This is a genomic window from Furfurilactobacillus entadae (assembly GCF_045862745.1).
Taxonomy (GTDB): Bacteria; Bacillota; Bacilli; order Lactobacillales; family Lactobacillaceae; genus Furfurilactobacillus; species Furfurilactobacillus entadae.
This window is the reverse complement of sequence record NZ_BQXN01000006.1, coordinates 15786-31782: the sequence shown is the minus strand read 5'-3', so window position 1 is coordinate 31782 and position 15997 is coordinate 15786. Positions and strand designations below refer to the sequence as shown.

Annotated in this window: 18 protein-coding genes, 1 tRNA gene and 1 pseudogene; 9 read left to right on the top strand and 11 right to left on the bottom strand. The window is 46.1% G+C overall.

Translation table 11 applies throughout. The annotated features are described in order from the left end of the window. Positions 1–2: 2 nt before the first annotated feature. The 5 genes from pyrH to ACKTR5_RS04065 all read right to left on the bottom strand — a co-directional run bounded on the left by pyrH (position 3) and on the right by ACKTR5_RS04065 (position 3779). Positions 3–725, bottom strand: coding sequence for a UMP kinase (pyrH, locus tag ACKTR5_RS04085; RefSeq protein ID WP_407879402.1), 723 nt, complete (start codon positions 723–725; stop codon positions 3–5). Between the two features lie 92 nt (positions 726–817). After that, on the bottom strand, positions 818–1693 hold the full coding sequence (gene tsf / locus ACKTR5_RS04080) for a translation elongation factor Ts (RefSeq protein ID WP_407879401.1): 876 nt from the start codon (positions 1691–1693) through the stop codon (positions 818–820). 106 nt (positions 1694–1799) lie between these two features. Beyond that, complete coding sequence (rpsB, locus tag ACKTR5_RS04075) at positions 1800–2558, bottom strand: 30S ribosomal protein S2 (RefSeq protein WP_407879400.1); 759 nt, start codon at positions 2556–2558, stop codon at positions 1800–1802. 175 nt (positions 2559–2733) lie between these two features. Beyond that, positions 2734–3012 (bottom strand): GIY-YIG nuclease family protein, encoded by a 279-nt coding sequence (locus tag ACKTR5_RS04070; protein WP_407879484.1) that lies wholly within the window; start codon positions 3010–3012, stop codon positions 2734–2736. Then, positions 3012–3779 carry a tRNA1(Val) (adenine(37)-N6)-methyltransferase gene (locus ACKTR5_RS04065; protein ID WP_407879399.1) on the bottom strand — a complete coding sequence of 256 codons (768 nt, stop codon included), beginning with the start codon at positions 3777–3779 and terminating at the stop codon, positions 3012–3014. The genes ACKTR5_RS04070 and ACKTR5_RS04065 overlap by 1 nt, the downstream gene beginning before the upstream one ends. 157 nt (positions 3780–3936) lie before the next feature. On the opposite strand from ACKTR5_RS04065, the gene ACKTR5_RS04060 reads away from it, so the two are divergent. Together ACKTR5_RS04060 and ACKTR5_RS04055 are read left to right on the top strand one after the other, a co-directional pair. Further along, complete coding sequence (locus ACKTR5_RS04060) at positions 3937–4671, top strand: lysophospholipid acyltransferase family protein (RefSeq protein WP_407879397.1); 735 nt, start codon at positions 3937–3939, stop codon at positions 4669–4671. A 134-nt stretch (positions 4672–4805) separates the two neighbouring features. Then, positions 4806–5566 (top strand): annotated as a pseudogene (locus tag ACKTR5_RS04055) (MerR family transcriptional regulator). A 65-nt stretch (positions 5567–5631) separates the two neighbouring features. Here ACKTR5_RS04055 and ACKTR5_RS04050 read toward each other — a convergent pair. The 4 genes from ACKTR5_RS04050 to ACKTR5_RS04035 all read right to left on the bottom strand — a co-directional run bounded on the left by ACKTR5_RS04050 (position 5632) and on the right by ACKTR5_RS04035 (position 9877). Next, positions 5632–7476: an ABC transporter ATP-binding protein gene (locus ACKTR5_RS04050; protein WP_407879396.1), complete on the bottom strand. Its 1845-nt coding sequence runs from the start codon at positions 7474–7476 to the stop codon at positions 5632–5634. Beyond that, the gene (locus ACKTR5_RS04045; RefSeq protein WP_407879395.1) at positions 7476–9227 is read right to left on the bottom strand and encodes an ABC transporter ATP-binding protein; all 1752 of its coding nucleotides are present in this window, start codon (positions 9225–9227) and stop codon (positions 7476–7478) included. The genes ACKTR5_RS04050 and ACKTR5_RS04045 overlap by 1 nt, the downstream gene beginning before the upstream one ends. Positions 9228–9309: 82 nt before the next feature. Next, positions 9310–9534, bottom strand: coding sequence for a YneF family protein (locus ACKTR5_RS04040; protein ID WP_407879393.1), 225 nt, complete (start codon positions 9532–9534; stop codon positions 9310–9312). 103 nt (positions 9535–9637) lie between these two features. Beyond that, positions 9638–9877, bottom strand: coding sequence for a DUF896 domain-containing protein (locus ACKTR5_RS04035; RefSeq protein WP_407879392.1), 240 nt, complete (start codon positions 9875–9877; stop codon positions 9638–9640). A gap of 235 nt (positions 9878–10112) precedes the next feature. Here ACKTR5_RS04035 and lexA point away from each other — a divergent pair, with 235 nt between their 5' ends. After that, positions 10113–10742, top strand: a complete 630-nt coding sequence (gene lexA, locus ACKTR5_RS04030) for a transcriptional repressor LexA (RefSeq protein ID WP_407879391.1) — start codon at positions 10113–10115, stop codon at positions 10740–10742. Between the two features lie 61 nt (positions 10743–10803). Here the strand turns inward: lexA and ACKTR5_RS04025 are convergent, their stop codons facing one another. Further along, complete coding sequence (locus ACKTR5_RS04025) at positions 10804–11244, bottom strand: nucleoside 2-deoxyribosyltransferase (RefSeq protein WP_407879390.1); 441 nt, start codon at positions 11242–11244, stop codon at positions 10804–10806. A 279-nt stretch (positions 11245–11523) separates the two neighbouring features. On the opposite strand from ACKTR5_RS04025, the gene ACKTR5_RS04020 reads away from it, so the two are divergent. Beyond that, positions 11524–12150, top strand: coding sequence for a hypothetical protein (locus ACKTR5_RS04020; RefSeq protein WP_407879389.1), 627 nt, complete (start codon positions 11524–11526; stop codon positions 12148–12150). A 90-nt stretch (positions 12151–12240) separates the two neighbouring features. Here ACKTR5_RS04020 and ACKTR5_RS04015 read toward each other — a convergent pair whose 3' ends face one another. Then, positions 12241–13407, bottom strand: a complete 1167-nt coding sequence (locus ACKTR5_RS04015) for a hydroxymethylglutaryl-CoA synthase (RefSeq protein WP_407879387.1) — start codon at positions 13405–13407, stop codon at positions 12241–12243. Between the two features lie 233 nt (positions 13408–13640). On the opposite strand from ACKTR5_RS04015, the gene ACKTR5_RS04010 reads away from it, so the two are divergent. From ACKTR5_RS04010 to ACKTR5_RS03990, 5 genes are all read left to right on the top strand, one after another. Next, positions 13641–13949 (top strand): hypothetical protein, encoded by a 309-nt coding sequence (locus ACKTR5_RS04010; RefSeq protein WP_407879386.1) that lies wholly within the window; start codon positions 13641–13643, stop codon positions 13947–13949. Between the two features lie 80 nt (positions 13950–14029). Further along, a tRNA-Ser gene (locus tag ACKTR5_RS04005) sits at positions 14030–14118 on the top strand. A gap of 383 nt (positions 14119–14501) precedes the next feature. Next, on the top strand, positions 14502–14849 hold the full coding sequence (locus tag ACKTR5_RS04000; protein ID WP_407879385.1) for an acetyl-CoA carboxylase: 348 nt from the start codon (positions 14502–14504) through the stop codon (positions 14847–14849). Between the two features lie 81 nt (positions 14850–14930). Next, positions 14931–15335: a hypothetical protein gene (locus tag ACKTR5_RS03995; protein ID WP_407879384.1), complete on the top strand. Its 405-nt coding sequence runs from the start codon at positions 14931–14933 to the stop codon at positions 15333–15335. Positions 15336–15367: 32 nt separating this feature from the next. Next, positions 15368–15949 carry an LPXTG cell wall anchor domain-containing protein gene (locus ACKTR5_RS03990; RefSeq protein ID WP_407879383.1) on the top strand — a complete coding sequence of 194 codons (582 nt, stop codon included), beginning with the start codon at positions 15368–15370 and terminating at the stop codon, positions 15947–15949. Positions 15950–15997 lie beyond the last annotated feature (48 nt).

The window sequence follows — 15997 nt, the reverse complement described above, 5'->3', positions numbered from 1 at the left end:
TGTTAGTTCCCCTTTACTGTTGTTCCGATGTTTTCACCCTGAACGACACGTAATACATTGCCTGGTTCGTTAAAGTCAAACACAACCAGTGGAATATCATTTTCCATCGACAATGATGACGCCGTGGTGTCCATGACGTGCAAGCCCTTGTTGATAATGTCCAGGTGCGTTAATGTTTCAAACTTCTCGGCAGTTGGATCGATGTTTGGATCGGCAGAGTAAATGCCGTCCGTCCCGTTTTTAGCCATCAAAATGGCGTCAGCGTTGATTTCTGTTGCCCGTAATGCAGCCGCAGTATCCGTTGAGAAGTATGGTGAACCAGTGCCACCAGCAAAGATCACAACCCGGTTCTTTTCCAAGTGCCGAACGGCCTTGCGGCGAATGTAGGGTTCAGCAATTTGCCGCATCTCAATGGACGTTTGAACCCGGGTTGGAACCCCAAGACTCTCTAAACTATCCTGAAGTGCCAGCGCATTCATGATGGTTGCCAACATGCCAACGTAATCTGCTTGGGCACGTTCCATGCCCATCTCAGAACCCGCTTCGCCGCGCCAGATGTTCCCACCACCGACAACAACCGCAATTTGAACGCCAAGGGCGTACACTTCACGCAGTTCCTCAGCCACCGTTTTAATCTTTGGTGGGTAGATTCCAAAGCCTTGTTCACCAGCGAGTGCTTCACCACTCAGCTTGAGCATTACCCGTTTGTACTTTACATCAGCCATAAGACCAACGTCCTCCTTGTCCTCGTTCACAATGTCAGTGAATGTCGTCTCACAAAAAAGGCGCACGCAATGTACGCCCCCTTCTCGTTTAACTACTCGATTTGACCCATAACTTCGTCAACAAAGTCATTGGCCTTCTTTTCCATTCCTTCACCAACTTGGTAACGAACGAAAGAAGCAACGGTTGCGTTCTTTGATGCAACGTATTGCGCAACGGTCTGATCGCCATCCTTAACGAATGGTTGGTCATTTAATGAAATGTTTGATAACCACTTGTTCAAACGGCCTTCGATCATGCGTTCCTTGATGTTTTCTGGCTTGCCGGCCAGGTCATCTTCGTTTGCAAGAACTTCTTTTTCGTGAGCCAAACGGTCAGCAGGCACTTCCGTACGGTCAACGTATTCAGGGTTGATGGCAGCAACGTGCATCGCAACGTCCTTAGCTGTTTCAGCATCGCCACCATCCAGAACGATCAATGATGCAATTGAACCACCCATGTGCAGGTATGAGCCAAAGGTTTGGTCATCAGTCTTTTCAACCACTTCAAAACGACGCAGGCTGATCTTTTCACCAGTCACTTGCGTTGCTGAAATAATGGCATCGTTTAACGTCGTGGTTTCGTTTGCCTTCAACTTCAAAGCAGCTTCAACATCGGCAGGCTTTTCCAATGCGATTTGTGCAGAAACAGTGGCCAAAACGTCCTTGAACGTGTCGTTTGAAGCCACGAAGTCAGTTTCTGAGTTCAATTCAACGATGGCAGCGCTGTTTCCGTGAATTGAAACTTCCGTTAACCCTTCGGCAGCAATCCGGTCACTCTTCTTTTCAGCCTTGGCAATTCCCTTTTCACGCAGGAAGTCCAATGCCTTTGCTTCGTCACCATCAGTGGCAACGAGGGCTTTCTTGGCGTCCATGATTCCGACACCAGTCTTTTCACGTAAATTCTTAACTTGAGCTGCTGTAATTGCCATTTGAGATGGCCTCCTCTTATTTATCGTTCAAAAATTGAGAAAAAAGCTGACTATCAATCTCAGGCCACAACGGTCTTCACTGATAGCCAGCCTAAGGTTTTAATGCTTAGTTGTTTGCGTTGTCGCCTTCAACGGCTTCAACGATGTCTTCCATTGAATCCCCAGCTTGGTCAGCTTGGTCTTCACCCTGACGGCCTTCGATGATAGCGTCAGCCATCTTAGAAGAGATCAGGCGAATGGCACGGATTGCGTCATCGTTTGATGGGATGATGTAATCGATGTCGTCTGGGTCTGAGTTCGTGTCAACCATGGCAACAATCGGAATGTTCAACTTGTGTGCTTCTTGAACAGCGATTTGTTCCTTACGAGGGTCAACGATGAACATAACATCAGGAATCCCAGGCATGTCTTCGATCCCACCTAAGAACTTTTCAAGCTTTTCACGTTGCTTCGTCAACAAAGCAACTTCCTTCTTAGGCAAACGGTCAAATGTACCGTCTTCAGCCATCTTCTTTAAGTCCTTCAAACGCTTGATCCGCGTTTGGATGGTGTTCCAGTTAGTCAACGTTCCACCAAGCCAACGGTGGTTAACGTAGTACATACCGGCACGAGTTGCTTCTTCTTCGATTGAGTCTTGCGCTTGCTTCTTCGTCCCAACAAATAAAATGTTAGCACCCTTAGCAGATTCGTCCTTAACGAAGTTGTAGGCAACGTCAGCCATCTTAACCGTCTTTTGCAGGTCGATGATGTAGATGCCGTTCCGTTCAGTAAAGATGAATGGCTTCATCTTTGGGTTCCAGCGACGAGTTTGGTGACCGAAGTGGACACCGGCTTCAAGCAATTGCTTCATAGAAATAACAGCCATGTGTTAAATCCTCCAAATAAAAGTGTTTTTTCCGCCCCCGTTCTCACATAACCATGCCACTCATCCCTGAGCACCGACATTGCTATCAAACGAGGTGTGAATTGGTTTTTTAAACCGAAAAAATTATATCAAATAATCACGGGTCTGACAAGCCTTTTCCCTGCATCACACCCGGTTATTCAAATGGTTGAACCCCATGGGCAGATAAATAGGCCACCTTTTTGACCCGTGACTGATGTTTAAACGCATATTCCGCCTTCAATGCACTTGACTTATCGGCAAACGCCTCAGCATATAAAAGTGTCAGTGGGTGGCGAAACGCTGGCTTGGTGTACTTTGCCCCCTTGCCCGCTTGGTGGGTGGCAAACCGGCGGCCCACGTCATCCGTGAAGCCGCCGTAAAGGGTGTGGTCAGCGCAGAGAATTACGTAAAAATAATACGGTTTGCTTGCCATCATGACACCGGCTTTGTTGGACCGTAGAGCAAATCATGCACTCGGCCGATGTAGTTTCCCTGATCATCCGCCACGACCACCGGTGGTAAAATTTTTAACCCACCAGGACGACCGTCCTTAATGGCATCCACCAAGAACATGTTTGCATCCCGCCCTGCTTTCGGATAAACGAACTGGATTTTCTTGGGGGCTAACCGGTGTTTTTCTAGGAGCGCCATCATTTCTAAAAACCGGTCTGGGCGAAACACAAAGTACGCATGCCCAGTCATCTTCAACAGTGTTGATGTAGTTTTGATCACCTGCTCAAGGGTGGTCGTTAATTCATGCCGGGCAATGGCATAGTGTTCATTTGGATTTTTTTGTGAGGTTGGTACATCCTTAAAGTACGGTGGGTTACACGTCACGACGCTGACACTGTCTGGTTTGATCACCGTGGGCGCCTGTGCTAGATCAAGATTTAGTACACTCATCCGGTCTTCTAAGTTATTCAACTCAATTGACCGTCCAGCCATTTCTGCTAACCGTGGTTGTAATTCCACCAACTGAATTTGGCCCTTTGTCTTGGGGCTAAAGAAGAGCCCAACAGCACCATTACCGGCACAAAGATCAACCGTCAGTCCGCGTCGTGTTCGGTCGGGTTGGGCAAAATCTGCCAGTAAAACTGCATCCAGTGAAAAGGCAAAAACACTTTGACTCTGGATAATTTGAATGTTGGCCCCGTACAACTGATCAATTCGTTCATCAGCTGCTAAATGTGGTTCTCCCATCTTTATTTCCTTTCGATACCCATGATTGACTTGCATTACACGTCACAGTTATTCATACTCTTAACAGATTATTAGGGTCGGTTTCGGGAATTGCAAGTTATTCTGAATGACTTATGACCATTTTACCGGAAACGACTGGCTTATTGGAGGAATGCCTGTGTTCTATTCATTTATTCGTGTTGTTGCTCGGGTGATTTTATGGATTGTTAACGGCCGCGCCCGCTTTTTACACAAAGATCGGTTGCCAGCGGGCACTTACATTTTAGTTGGGCCCCACCGGACGTGGTTTGATCCAATCTATTACGCCCTGGCCGGCGCACCCCGAAAGTTTTCATTCATGGCAAAAAAAGAGCTGTTTGATAACTGGTTCATCCGCTTTGTTCTAAACCATGCGAATGCCTACCCGGTCGACCGGGACAACCCCGGCCCATCGGCCATCAAGACCCCCGTGAAACTTCTAAAGCAAGGTGAATTGTCAACCATCATCTTTCCGTCTGGCACCCGCCACTCCAGCGAATTAAAGGGTGGCGCCGTGGTCATTGCCAAATTAGCTGGTGTGCCTTTGGTTCCCACTGTGTACCAGGGCCCGCTAACCTTCCGGGGCCTCCTGTCACGTAAACGGGTCACCGTTAGTTTTGGTGACCCCATCATGATCGACCAAAAATTCAAAACGGACGCTGCTGGTCAACAACAGATCGACCAGCAGTTACAAGCCGCATTTGACGCCCTGGATAAAGAAATTGACCCTAACTTCCACTACGTTGATCCAAACCAAAAAATGTATGACGCGTACCAAACTAAACAGGCAACGGAAAAAGAAACCGCGGCAAAAGACGCTGACAATCTTGAACAATTGCAAGATAAAGCAACTGATGATCAATCGCATCGGTAAAATTTAATGACTTTCACCCCCGCTGTTACTGATTGTGCAAACAAGCATAATCAGTAACAGCTTTTTTCTAACCACTTGACCTTAACGCTACGTCAACGTTTATTATTTATCTTGTAAGTGAGGAGATACTATCGATGACCTATTCAGTAACGGAACTAGCAAACTTAGCCGGTATTTCAACAAGAACCTTACGTTTTTACGAAACAAAGGGTCTGCTAACGGCACAACGACACCCGGAAAATAATTATCGTTATTATGACGAAACCGCAGTTAACCAACTACAAAAAATCATGTTTTTAAGATTATTTGACTTGCCGTTAAGCAAAATCATTTTACAATCATCCGAAGCAGACCAATATCAGGCTTTAAATGAGCAACGCATAAAAATTATTGCTGAACAGGCTCGGTTAACTAATCTACTTACCTCGCTAAACCAAACACTCGCAACCATGAAAGGCGTGTCAATCATGACCGATACAGAAAAATTCGCAGCGTTTAAAACAAAGGCAATCAGTGATAACGAAGACCAATACGGCAAAGAGATTCGCAAACAATACGGAACCGACGTAATTAACCGGAGCAATCAAAAATTCAATGCCTTCTCTGAAGAAGAATCAACTCATTTACAACAGTTAACTCAGGAAATTCTTACAGCTCTTCAACCATTAGTTGGGACACATGATTTCGACCAGCCTGCCGCAAAGGCCATTTTCGACCTGCACAAGGTTTTTTTGACGATGACCTGGCCAGATATGGTCAGTACTCTCCCGAAGCACACAAGGGCCTGGCAGCCATGTATGTTACCGACCCACGGTTCAACGCCTATTACGAAAAGGGCACTGGTAAAAAAGGGGCGGCCCAAACATTGAAAGCAATCATCGACCATTACGCTTAGACCGATTGCAATAATTGTCAATCACAAAAAGTCGCCATTCAGCAAATTAGCTGAGTGGCGACTTTTTAGTCACGGTTAACATCAATTGATTCCGTTTCCTGGTCTAACAACGCATCACGGTGCTCCGCATCGCTCGCCGTTTGTAACTGATACATATCGTAATACCGGCCACCCTGCGCCAAGAGTTCAGCATGCGTCCCGCGTTCAACGATTCGGCCTGCATCCAATACTAAGATCTGGTCTGCCTCCCGAATGGTCGACAACCGGTGTGCAATGGCAATGGTTGTCCGGCCGGCCTGTAGTTTCTTCAAACCGTCCTGAATCAACGTCTCCGTCTCCGTATCAATGTCCGCTGTTGCCTCATCCAAAATCAGGACCTTCGGATCATGTGCCACCGTCCGGGCAAATGAGATCAATTGACGTTGACCACCGGAATAACTGGTCCCGTGTTCGATCACCTTTGCATGATACTTCCCGGGAAGCCGGTCGATAAACTGATCCGCCGAAACGAAACGCGCCGCTGCGACCACCTGGTCATCACTGATTTTGTCATCAAACATTCGAATGTTTGAGGCAATGTCGCCGTAAAACATGAATGAATCCTGCAACACTAACCCAAACTGCCGCCGCAATTCCGCCATGTCGTACTCCCGAATGTCGCGGCCATCGATCAAAATCTGTCCTGAACCAAATTCATAGAAACGCATTAAGACATTGATGGTCGATGATTTCCCCGAGCCGGTATGACCAACTAAGGCCACCGTTTGCCCTGGTTTAACCGTAAATGACACATCGTGTAGCACATCATGAACGCCGTCATAACTAAAGTTCACGTGCCGGAATTCAATTTCACCACGGGTGATCTTCGCGCCAGCCACCGGATGTTGCTGTGGTGCAAGTGTCTGATCATCCATCACGGTCAAAATCCGGGAACCCGCAACGATTCCATCCTGAAAATCAGACAGTGAGTCCATCATCGTGGACATCGGATTATATAAATTATCCAAATACAGCACAAACGCATAAATTGTCCCCGCCAAAACGAAGTGATCCATCGCATTGATTCCAAACAACCACAAAACGGCCACTTCACTCAATGCGAACAGCAACTGAATGACGGGACTCAACAGTAATGAGTTAATTCGAATCATCGCTTTACGCGTCCCGTAATAAGCTTCGTTAGTTTCGTCAAACGCAGCGTTCATCCGGCGTTCCTGACGAAAATCCTGAATGACGCTAATTCCACTGATTGACTCCGCCAGTGTTGCGTTGAGCTCACTCAAACGCTCACGCATGGCCCGGTAAACCCGGCTACTGAAGTGCTGATAGTACCAAATCACAAACAACAGCACCGGAAGAAAGGCCAGCACGGCAAACGCCACGGTCACATTTGTGGTAAACATCGCGTATAGTGACGTCACCACAGAAAACAGCGCAATAATTGCTGCGGAAAATAAGGACCAAAAGGTTTGAAAGGACATCGTGTCATTTGTGAGGCGCGATAAAATCGAACCCGCTGGCACCCGATCGAAGTAGCTCATGCCCAGTGAATGTAACTTTCGAAAAAGCTTCACCCGCACATTTTCCAGCATGTACTCGCCACCCATTGCGTACAAAAATTCTTGTGAAAATTGAAATAATGCTTTGATTAACGTGCCCAAAAAATAAAAGCCAGCAAAGAACAAGACTACCCGGAGACCAGCGTTGTTCACCCGTAAATAATGATTCATGTAAGTCTGCATTAATTTTGGTAATGCCACGTTCACAAGGCTAACCATAAACGCAAAGACGATTGCCCAAATGAAGGACCACTTATATGGTGCTGCATATGGCAATAACCGTTTGATCACCGTTCGTTGCTCTTTCATGGTCATGCTTTTATGCCACGCTGATTGTTTATTTTCTGCCATTAAGCATTGCCACCTCCAATCGCATCCGCTAACTGTTGTTGTTCATACATGCGTTCGTACCAACCGTGCGCTTTCACTAACGTTGCGTGATCGCCACGCTCGGCAACGTGTCCATCGGCTAACACAAGAATCTGGTCAGCGTTCACGACCGCGCTCAAACGGTGGGTTGCGATAATCGTCGTTTTTCCGTTTCGGGCAGCTCGTAACCGCTCTAAAATTTGCGCTTCCGTTTTCGCATCAACCGCAGATAACGCGTCGTCCAAAATTAGCACTTCTGGGTCAACTAACAGGGCCCGTGCAATGGCTAACCGCTGCTTTTGCCCACCCGATAGGGATACACCGCCCTCACCAACTTCTGTATCATAACCATTCGGCATGGTTGCAATCTCCACGTCAAACGCGGCAATGTGCGCCGCTGCGTCAATTTCTGCCTGGGTCGCCTGTGGTTTAGCAAACGCGATGTTTTCGCGAATCGTTGACGAAAACAAGAAACTATCTTGAGGCACATAGCCCAAAACACCGACGTAGGCATCCAATGTATAGTTGCGGATGTCATGACCACCGATCGTAATTTCACCGGTGTATGCATCAAACTGACGGAGTAGCAGCCGCATAACGGATGACTTCCCCGCCCCCACACGGCCCACTAAGCCAAGTGTTTGACCCGCGGGCAACGTGAAGTGAACGTCAGTCAATTGGTTGCCCGTTTCATCAGGATAATGAAAGGCATCAATATTAAACGTTAATTCGCCGTGGGCGGGCGCAGATAACCCCGCCGTCTTTTCGACGATGCTGGACTGCTCATGCAACAATGTATTAACCCGGTCGTACGACGCATTCCCCCGCTCCATCGTGTTAAATAACTGACCAATGGCAAACATTGGCCAGATCAGCATGCTAATGTAGGCGATAAAAGTCACCAGCTGCCCCAGCGAGATTACGCCAGTTGTCACATACCGACCGCCTAAAATGATTGTCGCAACGTAGGAAAGACCAATAATAATTGTGACTAATGGATCAAAAAGTGCGTCTAGCCGGTTAGTTCGCCGATTAATGGCGATCGTCTGCTTCACTTGAGTTTCAAAGTCTGCTTCGTCTTGTTGCTCCTGACCAAGTGTTTTAATGACCTTGATTCCCTCGATACTTTCCTGGGCCTTATTGTTAAGCCGAGAAAACGCGGCCTGTGATTCACCAAAGGCCACGTGAATCTTTGTTCCCAAATACCGGGCAACAACTGCGATCAACGGCAGTGGTAACACAGCCAGAATCGTTAGCCGCCAGTTAACAAGCACCAGCATGGCAATTAACGTTGTTCCCCCTGTGATGACGGAATCTGCAAACTGCAAGATCCCCCCACCAGCCACTCGCTGAATGGCAGAAAGGTCGTTTGTTGCATGAGCCATTAAATCACCGGTCCGGTAACGCTGATAAAAGCTCGCGTCCATCTGCATAAAGTGCCAGTACAACCGTTCCCGCAGCGTTCGTTCAAGGTTTGCCGCACCGCCCCAAATCGACGTTCGCCATAAAAAGCGGGCGGCATAAGCACCTAACGCCACAGCAACCATGAGGCTAAGGTCCAGTGCTAACCGGGACCCTGTCAATTGGCGTTTCCCCATCAAATCAACTAAATCCCCGAGGATCCGGGGTGGAATAACGCCAAGGAGCGCCGTGATCAATAACCCAAGAACACCCCGTAAATAGCGCCGCCGTTCCGTTTTAAAATACCAGGCCAACTTTCTAAAAATTGCCATAACTCACCAACCTCTCTCAATTCAAATGAAACGACAAAAAAACGGATAGGAATAATCCTATCCGTTACTTTAATTACATGAATTAACCTTTACGTGCCTGACTTTGCATGGTAGCAAGCATTTGCTTAAGCTTCTTTTCAGAAGGCTTTTGCCCCATTTGCAACATCATTGTCCGTAACATCTCTTCAGTAATTGGAGGATTATTCTTAAGGTAGTTTTGCATGTAACGGCGTGCAAAGAAAAAGCCGCCGACAACGCCAGCCACTGCCGCTACGATAATAAGTAAGATCCACAACCCTGTTGACATCAAATACCCCTCCTTTACGTTTAAATAAAATACATCTTATTATACTACACAACTAATCGGCGGATGAAAACCCTTTAACCGAAAAAATCTTCATTAACGTTAATTAATCGTCACGCAAGCCTTTATCACGTTGAACTTGGCGAACCTTTTCCGGTGTCACTTCATTACCATTCTTATCGAAGACCTGCATCATCTCAACTTGTGAACGGAATGATTTCCGGAAGTTTGCAAGGAATTCCTCGCGGAGCTTTTTTTGTTCGGCTTGTTCGTCCTCAGTCAGTCCGCCATCTTTTGCTTTCTGAGCTAATTCGTTAATCCGAGCACGCAATTTTTCTGGTTCCATTATTCAGTCACTTCCTTAATTCAGCTTTGACAGCTATTATACAAGATTATTGCCAAAAGAGGAAAAGATTTGCAATGTAGCGAACATTTGTTTGACCCTGTTCGTAAAATATGCTAAGTTTTAAATAACAAAAAGCGTCGCTCGGCGTTTCCGATCCATCATGGGCACCATTTTCGGCCACCCGTTTGTGGTGTACAAGACCCATGGCGACGACATTTAATAACGAGGTGTAAACATGGCAAAAGGTGCTGCAACGAAGCAAATGGCTGTTCTCCAGTTCATTTATGACCGGGTTAACGAAAAAGGTTACCCGCCAACGGTCCGTGAAATCGGTGAAGCGGTTGCGTTATCGTCAACATCCACCGTTCACGGTCACATTGACCGACTCCAAAAAAAGGGCCTCCTGGTTAAAGATCCAACAAAACCCCGGGCCATTGAACTAACGGACGCTGGTCTAACCGCCCTCGGCATTTCAACGACCCCTAATGAGATTCCGGTTCTGGGTGTCGTCGCTGCTGGGGAACCCATTTTAGCGGTTCAAGACGCAACCGACTACTTCCCCATTCCCCCAGAATTAACCGAATATGATGGCGACTTGTTCATGCTCACCATTCGTGGTGACAGTATGATCAACATGGGCATTTTGACTGGTGACCGGGTCATTGTCCGCCGCCAACAAAATGCAGACAATGGTGACATCGTCATTGCGATGACTGACGAAAATGAAGCCACTTGTAAACGATTCTTCAAGGAATCCGATCACTACCGGCTTCAGCCAGAAAATGATCACATGGCGCCCATCATTCTTAACCAAGTTTCCATTTTAGGTAAGGTTGTTGGCCTCTACCGTGACTCTGTTTATTAGCATTATTTAACCACACAAAAATCCCTGAACGCAGTTAGCCGTTCAGGGATTTTTTTACTGATTATTGAACTTCGCCTGGGTAGGCTTGATTTGGTAAGGCATCAAAATCAAGATCTGCAATGGCTTCAGCCGTTGTCACGTAAGTCACTGCCCCCTTAGCCAACATTAAGTTAACAAGGCTATCCTTTTCGTGAAGTAAAACTACCTGCTTGCCCTTAGCCACGGCGTAACCAATTTCAAACGCCGTCCCACTATCAACTGAATCTTCAGTGAAGTCAGACACTGCCACAACAATATCGGACCCGTTAAGGTTTTCTAAGTCATGGTTATAGGCCGTTTCTTGCCATTCAGGACTCCCAAAGGTCAATTCGGGAAACTGCGACTTCCGGGGGCTAAAGACATCCCCAATAGTTGCGTTGGCGGCTAAGGCTGCTTCAACGCGCTTAACCCGGTCAATTTGTTCTTCATCAAAAAAAGGACTTGCTAAGTAAATTGATTTCACGTGTGTGTTCCTCCTCAAGTAGTATTCTCAGTATACTCGATTAGCGAACATTGTCACCGTGATTCCGAAAACTCATTCATATTTTTTAGTAAATCCTCATGATAATGGCAATCGATTCACCATTTATGAATCTAAATCGAAACATTGCCCACAATTTTCCGTTTCACATACGGTTATCACTAATTTCCACCACTCAATTCATTAATGGCCCCTTTTTCGGTGGCGGCCACAATGGTACACTTAAAAGACAACATTACCCAATGAAATCGAGGAATAATCATGATCTTTTTGGCCGTTTTCGGTGGCATCGCGTTGGTCCTTGCCGTTTTTTACCTGCTCAACTCAATTCAGTCTTACGGAACTTGGCGTTTTGCCACCCTATTAGTCGTCGTCTTTGCCCTCATTACTGGTTACGGCGTCGTTAAGCTCCCCGTCTGGCACCACCATGGTTCATGGAGCATGCAGTCATCTTCCAGCAGTTCGACCACTAAGGCAGCATTAACCAAAGCTGCCTCGGTATTCAATCCGAACCAAGCTGCCATTGATGGTGAAACGGCCGGCCAGAAGAGTGCGGCAACCGCTAACGCACAGAGCCAGGTTAAATCACAACTGGCAAATGCCTTCAGTAGTCTTGGTACCGTTACACTTGACGCTGACACAAAGACATACACCATTCATCCAACCAATAAGGATGCCGTTAAAGCTCTGGAGGAGTTAGAAAAAACGCCAAGTGACGCTGAGGAAGCTAAATGGCCAACCATGACAGACCATTTACGGGCCTCATCCGCCAACATCAGTAAATCCTTGAAGGACGATTACACCCTGGCCATGGTTAGCCCGGACCAATCAGGCAAGGTTTTGTATAGTGCAAAAAACGGTAAAACTGTCACGAACTTCATTAAATAATCACCGTTCCGTTTAGTCCTGTTGATCATCCTTGATCGACAGGACTTTTTTCATCCAAAAAACGGCAATCCCGTAGGACCACCGTTTTCATTAACCACGATTTAAATATTGGCGCTGTTCGTTCTTAATGCCTGTTAACACAAATTGGGCTGGGTCCGCACTGATATCAAGCTCCCGATCCGTGCCGTTGGTTGGCAATTGATCTGAAAATAGCGCTTCGTATGTGGCCACATCAACCGGCGTCCGGTTATTAAGTAGTTCCGTAATCGCTGCCTTATTGAACCCCTGGCGATAATCTGGTTGCAGTCGGCCAGTATAAAACTCACCTTCTGCCCCGGAGCCGAAACTAAAGAGTCCTAAACGGGCACCAGCAGCGAGCTCACCGTTTGCTAATAGTGACAGCAGGCTCAGGTACAAAGAACCCGTGTATAGATTCCCCACATGACGGTTCCATTCACGGGCGGCCTCAAAGTTCGTCGTTAGTTTCGTCGCCTGTGTGTCATCCACTTCTGGTAAAACCGTTCGCAACGCTTTAAGTCCCATTTTTGTAAACGGCAAATGAAAGAGAAATGCATCAAAATCCATCGCCGATTGATCAAATTGCGTTTTAAATCGTTGCCAGACATCCTGGAAAAAATCGATGTAAATGTTGGCTGAATAATGCCCGTCAACCCGTGCTTCCGTCGCGTAAACTGGCCGCCAAAAATCCATAACATCACGTGTTAAATACATACTGTCCGCTTCAATTGCCATGATTGTGGGCTCCGTGCTCATCACCATGGCAACCGCGCCGCCGCCCTGCGTGATTTCTCCAGCCGTTTCCAACCCGTACCGGGCCACATCCGCCGCCAGAACTAAGACACGCCGGTCAGGATGGGCTACCAGGTAATCACGACCCAGTTGCAACGCTGCGGTCGCTGAATAACATGCTTGCTTTACTTCAACTGCCCGGGTGTGTTCAGTCAGCCCTAACAAGTGCTGAACGTAAACTGCCGCGGCCTTCGAATTATCAATGCCTGATTCAGTCGCGAATAAAATCAGATCAATTTGATCACGATCAGTATCGTCAAGCACCTGAGCAGCAGCGTTTGCGGCCATTGTGACGACGTCTTGTGTCACCGGCACGACCGCCATCTCTGACTGCCCAATGCCAATGTGATACTTCGCCGGCTCATCACCACGCGCATTGGCGAGATCCGTCATGTCCAGTACGTAATGCGGTGTGTAGAACCCCATTTTATCAATTCCAACGTTCATGAGTTGCCATCCTTATTCTGTCTTAATTAAAACCAGTTTAAGTCGTTAATTGTTGAGTTAACTTTAACCGCTGTTTGCTTAACAGTCAAACATCACTGGCTCGGCATGGCTACTTTTTAAGGCGCTCATAATAATCCCCTCGTCAATCAAACTCGTTATTGCTATCAGGACGGGACAGGATTAGAATGGAAACTAAATAAATGCGAACGTACATTCGCTAAAGGGGTTTCAGTATGGATCACGAAACGTTTAAGACTTATCTTGAAAATAACTCAAACATTTGGCCAATTTACTATGAACAGGCCCTCGCCTTTCAACAGGCGCGTAACCAACGACGGTTAGCGGCAAAACAATGGAATGACACCCAACTCGACCGGGCCGTCGATAAAATGTTTGTTCCCGTCCTCGAGAACATTTATAACCGAATTGCCGCTGCTCTCGGGAGTAACGTGAACGATGATCACGCGTGGCGAACGTTTATTGAAGGCAACCACGTCTTTGAAGACATTGAAGAATCCATGACTGAGATCGAATTCAATTAGTTAATTCATTACCCGCTCACTTTATCCCCTCACAATGCTTGTCAGTCCGGCAATTTATGCTATACTAATTAAGTACTTTTGGAGACGTGGCAGAGCGGTAATGCAACGGACTCGAAATCCGTCGAACCCGTTTATAGCGGGCGCGCAGGTTCAAATCCTGTCGTCTCCTTTTTGACCCGTTATTGAACGGTCACGAAGAAGAGAAAAAAGTAAGCCAAACCCTTTTATATCATGGGCTTGGCTTATTTTTTTTGATTTTGACCAATCACTGAATAATCACTGAAATAAAAAAACATTTTGCGCAAATTTTGCGCAAGCCTCTTTTGAGGTGTGTGAATTTACGGAAAATAGGTATACCAAGTACATGAACGATTGAAGAAATTTAATCCCTACACTGTTCTTCTTCACAATTTTGGAGATTGATATTTTCGCAAAAGTAACTAACATTTTGCCTCGTCGTCGCAAACGTTCGTTCGTATAATTTAATCATCAAACGAGGCAATGGCTATTTAAGAGTTGGGTAACGGTAATGCTTAAGGAAAGTAATTCACTATGAATAAAGATGTTAAAAAGATAATGGAAGGTGTCAACCGACTGTTTACGCGAGTGCCAGGATGTCAGTACCATATTCAGGTTGCAAACGATAAGTACGACAAAGCCTACAACTTTTTCATGTTAATAACACACAAGGGGCGGCGGACACGTTCAATCCCTATTTGTGTTGTAGATACCTACGAACTTTACTATTTGGAAGATCTCATTAAAGACATTCGCACTCAAACACAACTGGTGTTTGAGTTCAACGCATTTGGAGAAGCCAAGTGGCCGTCAACGATGAAACGAATTGAGCCACGGATTACTAAAGAGGAGCGGCGTCCCAGTGAACTACCCTTCACATAAGAAGTAATAACGCTTCTTTCAGTCTGCGTTGGTATGCTAAAATCCGAGTATACAAACGTCATCCTCAGGAGGATGGTTAAAATGAAACATTCAAAAGCCTTTCGAAATGCTTTTTCTATCTTGATGTTCATTATTACTTTAGGCCTAACGATTCCTGCATCGGCAGCTCCCGATCCCAATAGTTTCACCGTAACCTATACTTGGAAATCTGAAGATGGTAGTGTTACCTTTTCTCCCATTTCTCAACATTTTGCCGCGGGACAGCCCTTTCCCCTCATTCATGTATCAAAAAATGGATACACAATTGATAACGATAAATCTAGTATCATTGATAATACGAATCCCTCGTTTCCTAGTGCAACATTTTCTTACAAAGCAGCCATTGATAGTCTTCCTGGTGCTACAATCATTGACGATTATATTGATACAGCTATAATAGCGGCCTTACCGTTAAGCCGGAGTGGAACGGTACAGAAAACTTTTTGAATACCGTATTAGTGCCAAACGAAGAATCAGTGATGATTAATTATGTTTCAGTCGAGGGAAAACAGCTCGGTTCTAAGACAATTGCGGCCAAGTTCAATCAGACAATTACGATTGATCATCCAACATTTGCTGGCTACACGATTTCATCTAATCAACCCACTTCATACAAAGTGGATAAGGATGGAGCAGGTGCTAACGTTGTGACCATCACTTATAACCCTATCGCTTCATCAAATTCCGAAAGCTCAAGCTCATCAAGTTCCTCTATCGCTTCAAACGGTTCTTCGTCAAATCCCAGTAATGCAGATAGTTCAAGCGTCTCTGGGAGTTCTTCATCGAGCTCAATCGTAACTTCGAACGGCCAATCATCAGCTGCTAGTCAATCAAATTCACAAAGCAGTAATGGTCAATCAATCGTTGCTACCCTTGTCAAAGAAGATTCTTCAAGCAATAACTCATCAAACACCCCAACGCAACAAACTAGCAAACATGATGCATCTCATCACGCGAGCTTACCAAGTACCAGTGCAATTGGTTACACAACCAGCATCATTGGCATTATCATCTTAGCTGGTGTCACCACCTTATTTGTAATTAAGAAACGGAATCATTAATCACAAAAAGGCTCTAACTTCCTACAACATTAGGAAGTTAGAGCCTTT

What these genes read in the sequence shown, in the direction of transcription:
- pyrH (WP_407879402.1), bottom strand. Translation starts at nt 725, where the DNA reads ATGGCTGATGTAAAGTACAAACGGGTAATGCTCAAGCTGAGTGGTGAA.
- tsf (WP_407879401.1), bottom strand. Translation starts at nt 1,693, where the DNA reads ATGGCAATTACAGCAGCTCAAGTTAAGAATTTACGTGAAAAGACTGGT.
- rpsB (WP_407879400.1), bottom strand. Translation starts at nt 2,558, where the DNA reads ATGGCTGTTATTTCTATGAAGCAATTGCTTGAAGCCGGTGTCCACTTC.
- ACKTR5_RS04070 (WP_407879484.1), bottom strand. Translation starts at nt 3,012, where the DNA reads ATGGCAAGCAAACCGTATTATTTTTACGTAATTCTCTGCGCTGACCAC.
- ACKTR5_RS04065 (WP_407879399.1), bottom strand. Translation starts at nt 3,779, where the DNA reads ATGGGAGAACCACATTTAGCAGCTGATGAACGAATTGATCAGTTGTAC.
- ACKTR5_RS04050 (WP_407879396.1), bottom strand. Translation starts at nt 7,476, where the DNA reads ATGGCAGAAAATAAACAATCAGCGTGGCATAAAAGCATGACCATGAAA.
- ACKTR5_RS04045 (WP_407879395.1), bottom strand. Translation starts at nt 9,227, where the DNA reads ATGGCAATTTTTAGAAAGTTGGCCTGGTATTTTAAAACGGAACGGCGG.
- ACKTR5_RS04040 (WP_407879393.1), bottom strand. Translation starts at nt 9,534, where the DNA reads ATGTCAACAGGGTTGTGGATCTTACTTATTATCGTAGCGGCAGTGGCT.
- ACKTR5_RS04035 (WP_407879392.1), bottom strand. Translation starts at nt 9,877, where the DNA reads ATGGAACCAGAAAAATTGCGTGCTCGGATTAACGAATTAGCTCAGAAA.
- lexA (WP_407879391.1), top strand. Translation starts at nt 10,113, where the DNA reads ATGGCAAAAGGTGCTGCAACGAAGCAAATGGCTGTTCTCCAGTTCATT.
- ACKTR5_RS04020 (WP_407879389.1), top strand. Translation starts at nt 11,524, where the DNA reads ATGATCTTTTTGGCCGTTTTCGGTGGCATCGCGTTGGTCCTTGCCGTT.
- ACKTR5_RS04015 (WP_407879387.1), bottom strand. Translation starts at nt 13,407, where the DNA reads ATGAACGTTGGAATTGATAAAATGGGGTTCTACACACCGCATTACGTA.
- ACKTR5_RS04010 (WP_407879386.1), top strand. Translation starts at nt 13,641, where the DNA reads ATGGATCACGAAACGTTTAAGACTTATCTTGAAAATAACTCAAACATT.
- ACKTR5_RS04000 (WP_407879385.1), top strand. Translation starts at nt 14,502, where the DNA reads ATGAATAAAGATGTTAAAAAGATAATGGAAGGTGTCAACCGACTGTTT.
- ACKTR5_RS03995 (WP_407879384.1), top strand. Translation starts at nt 14,931, where the DNA reads ATGAAACATTCAAAAGCCTTTCGAAATGCTTTTTCTATCTTGATGTTC.
- ACKTR5_RS03990 (WP_407879383.1), top strand. Translation starts at nt 15,368, where the DNA reads ATGATTAATTATGTTTCAGTCGAGGGAAAACAGCTCGGTTCTAAGACA.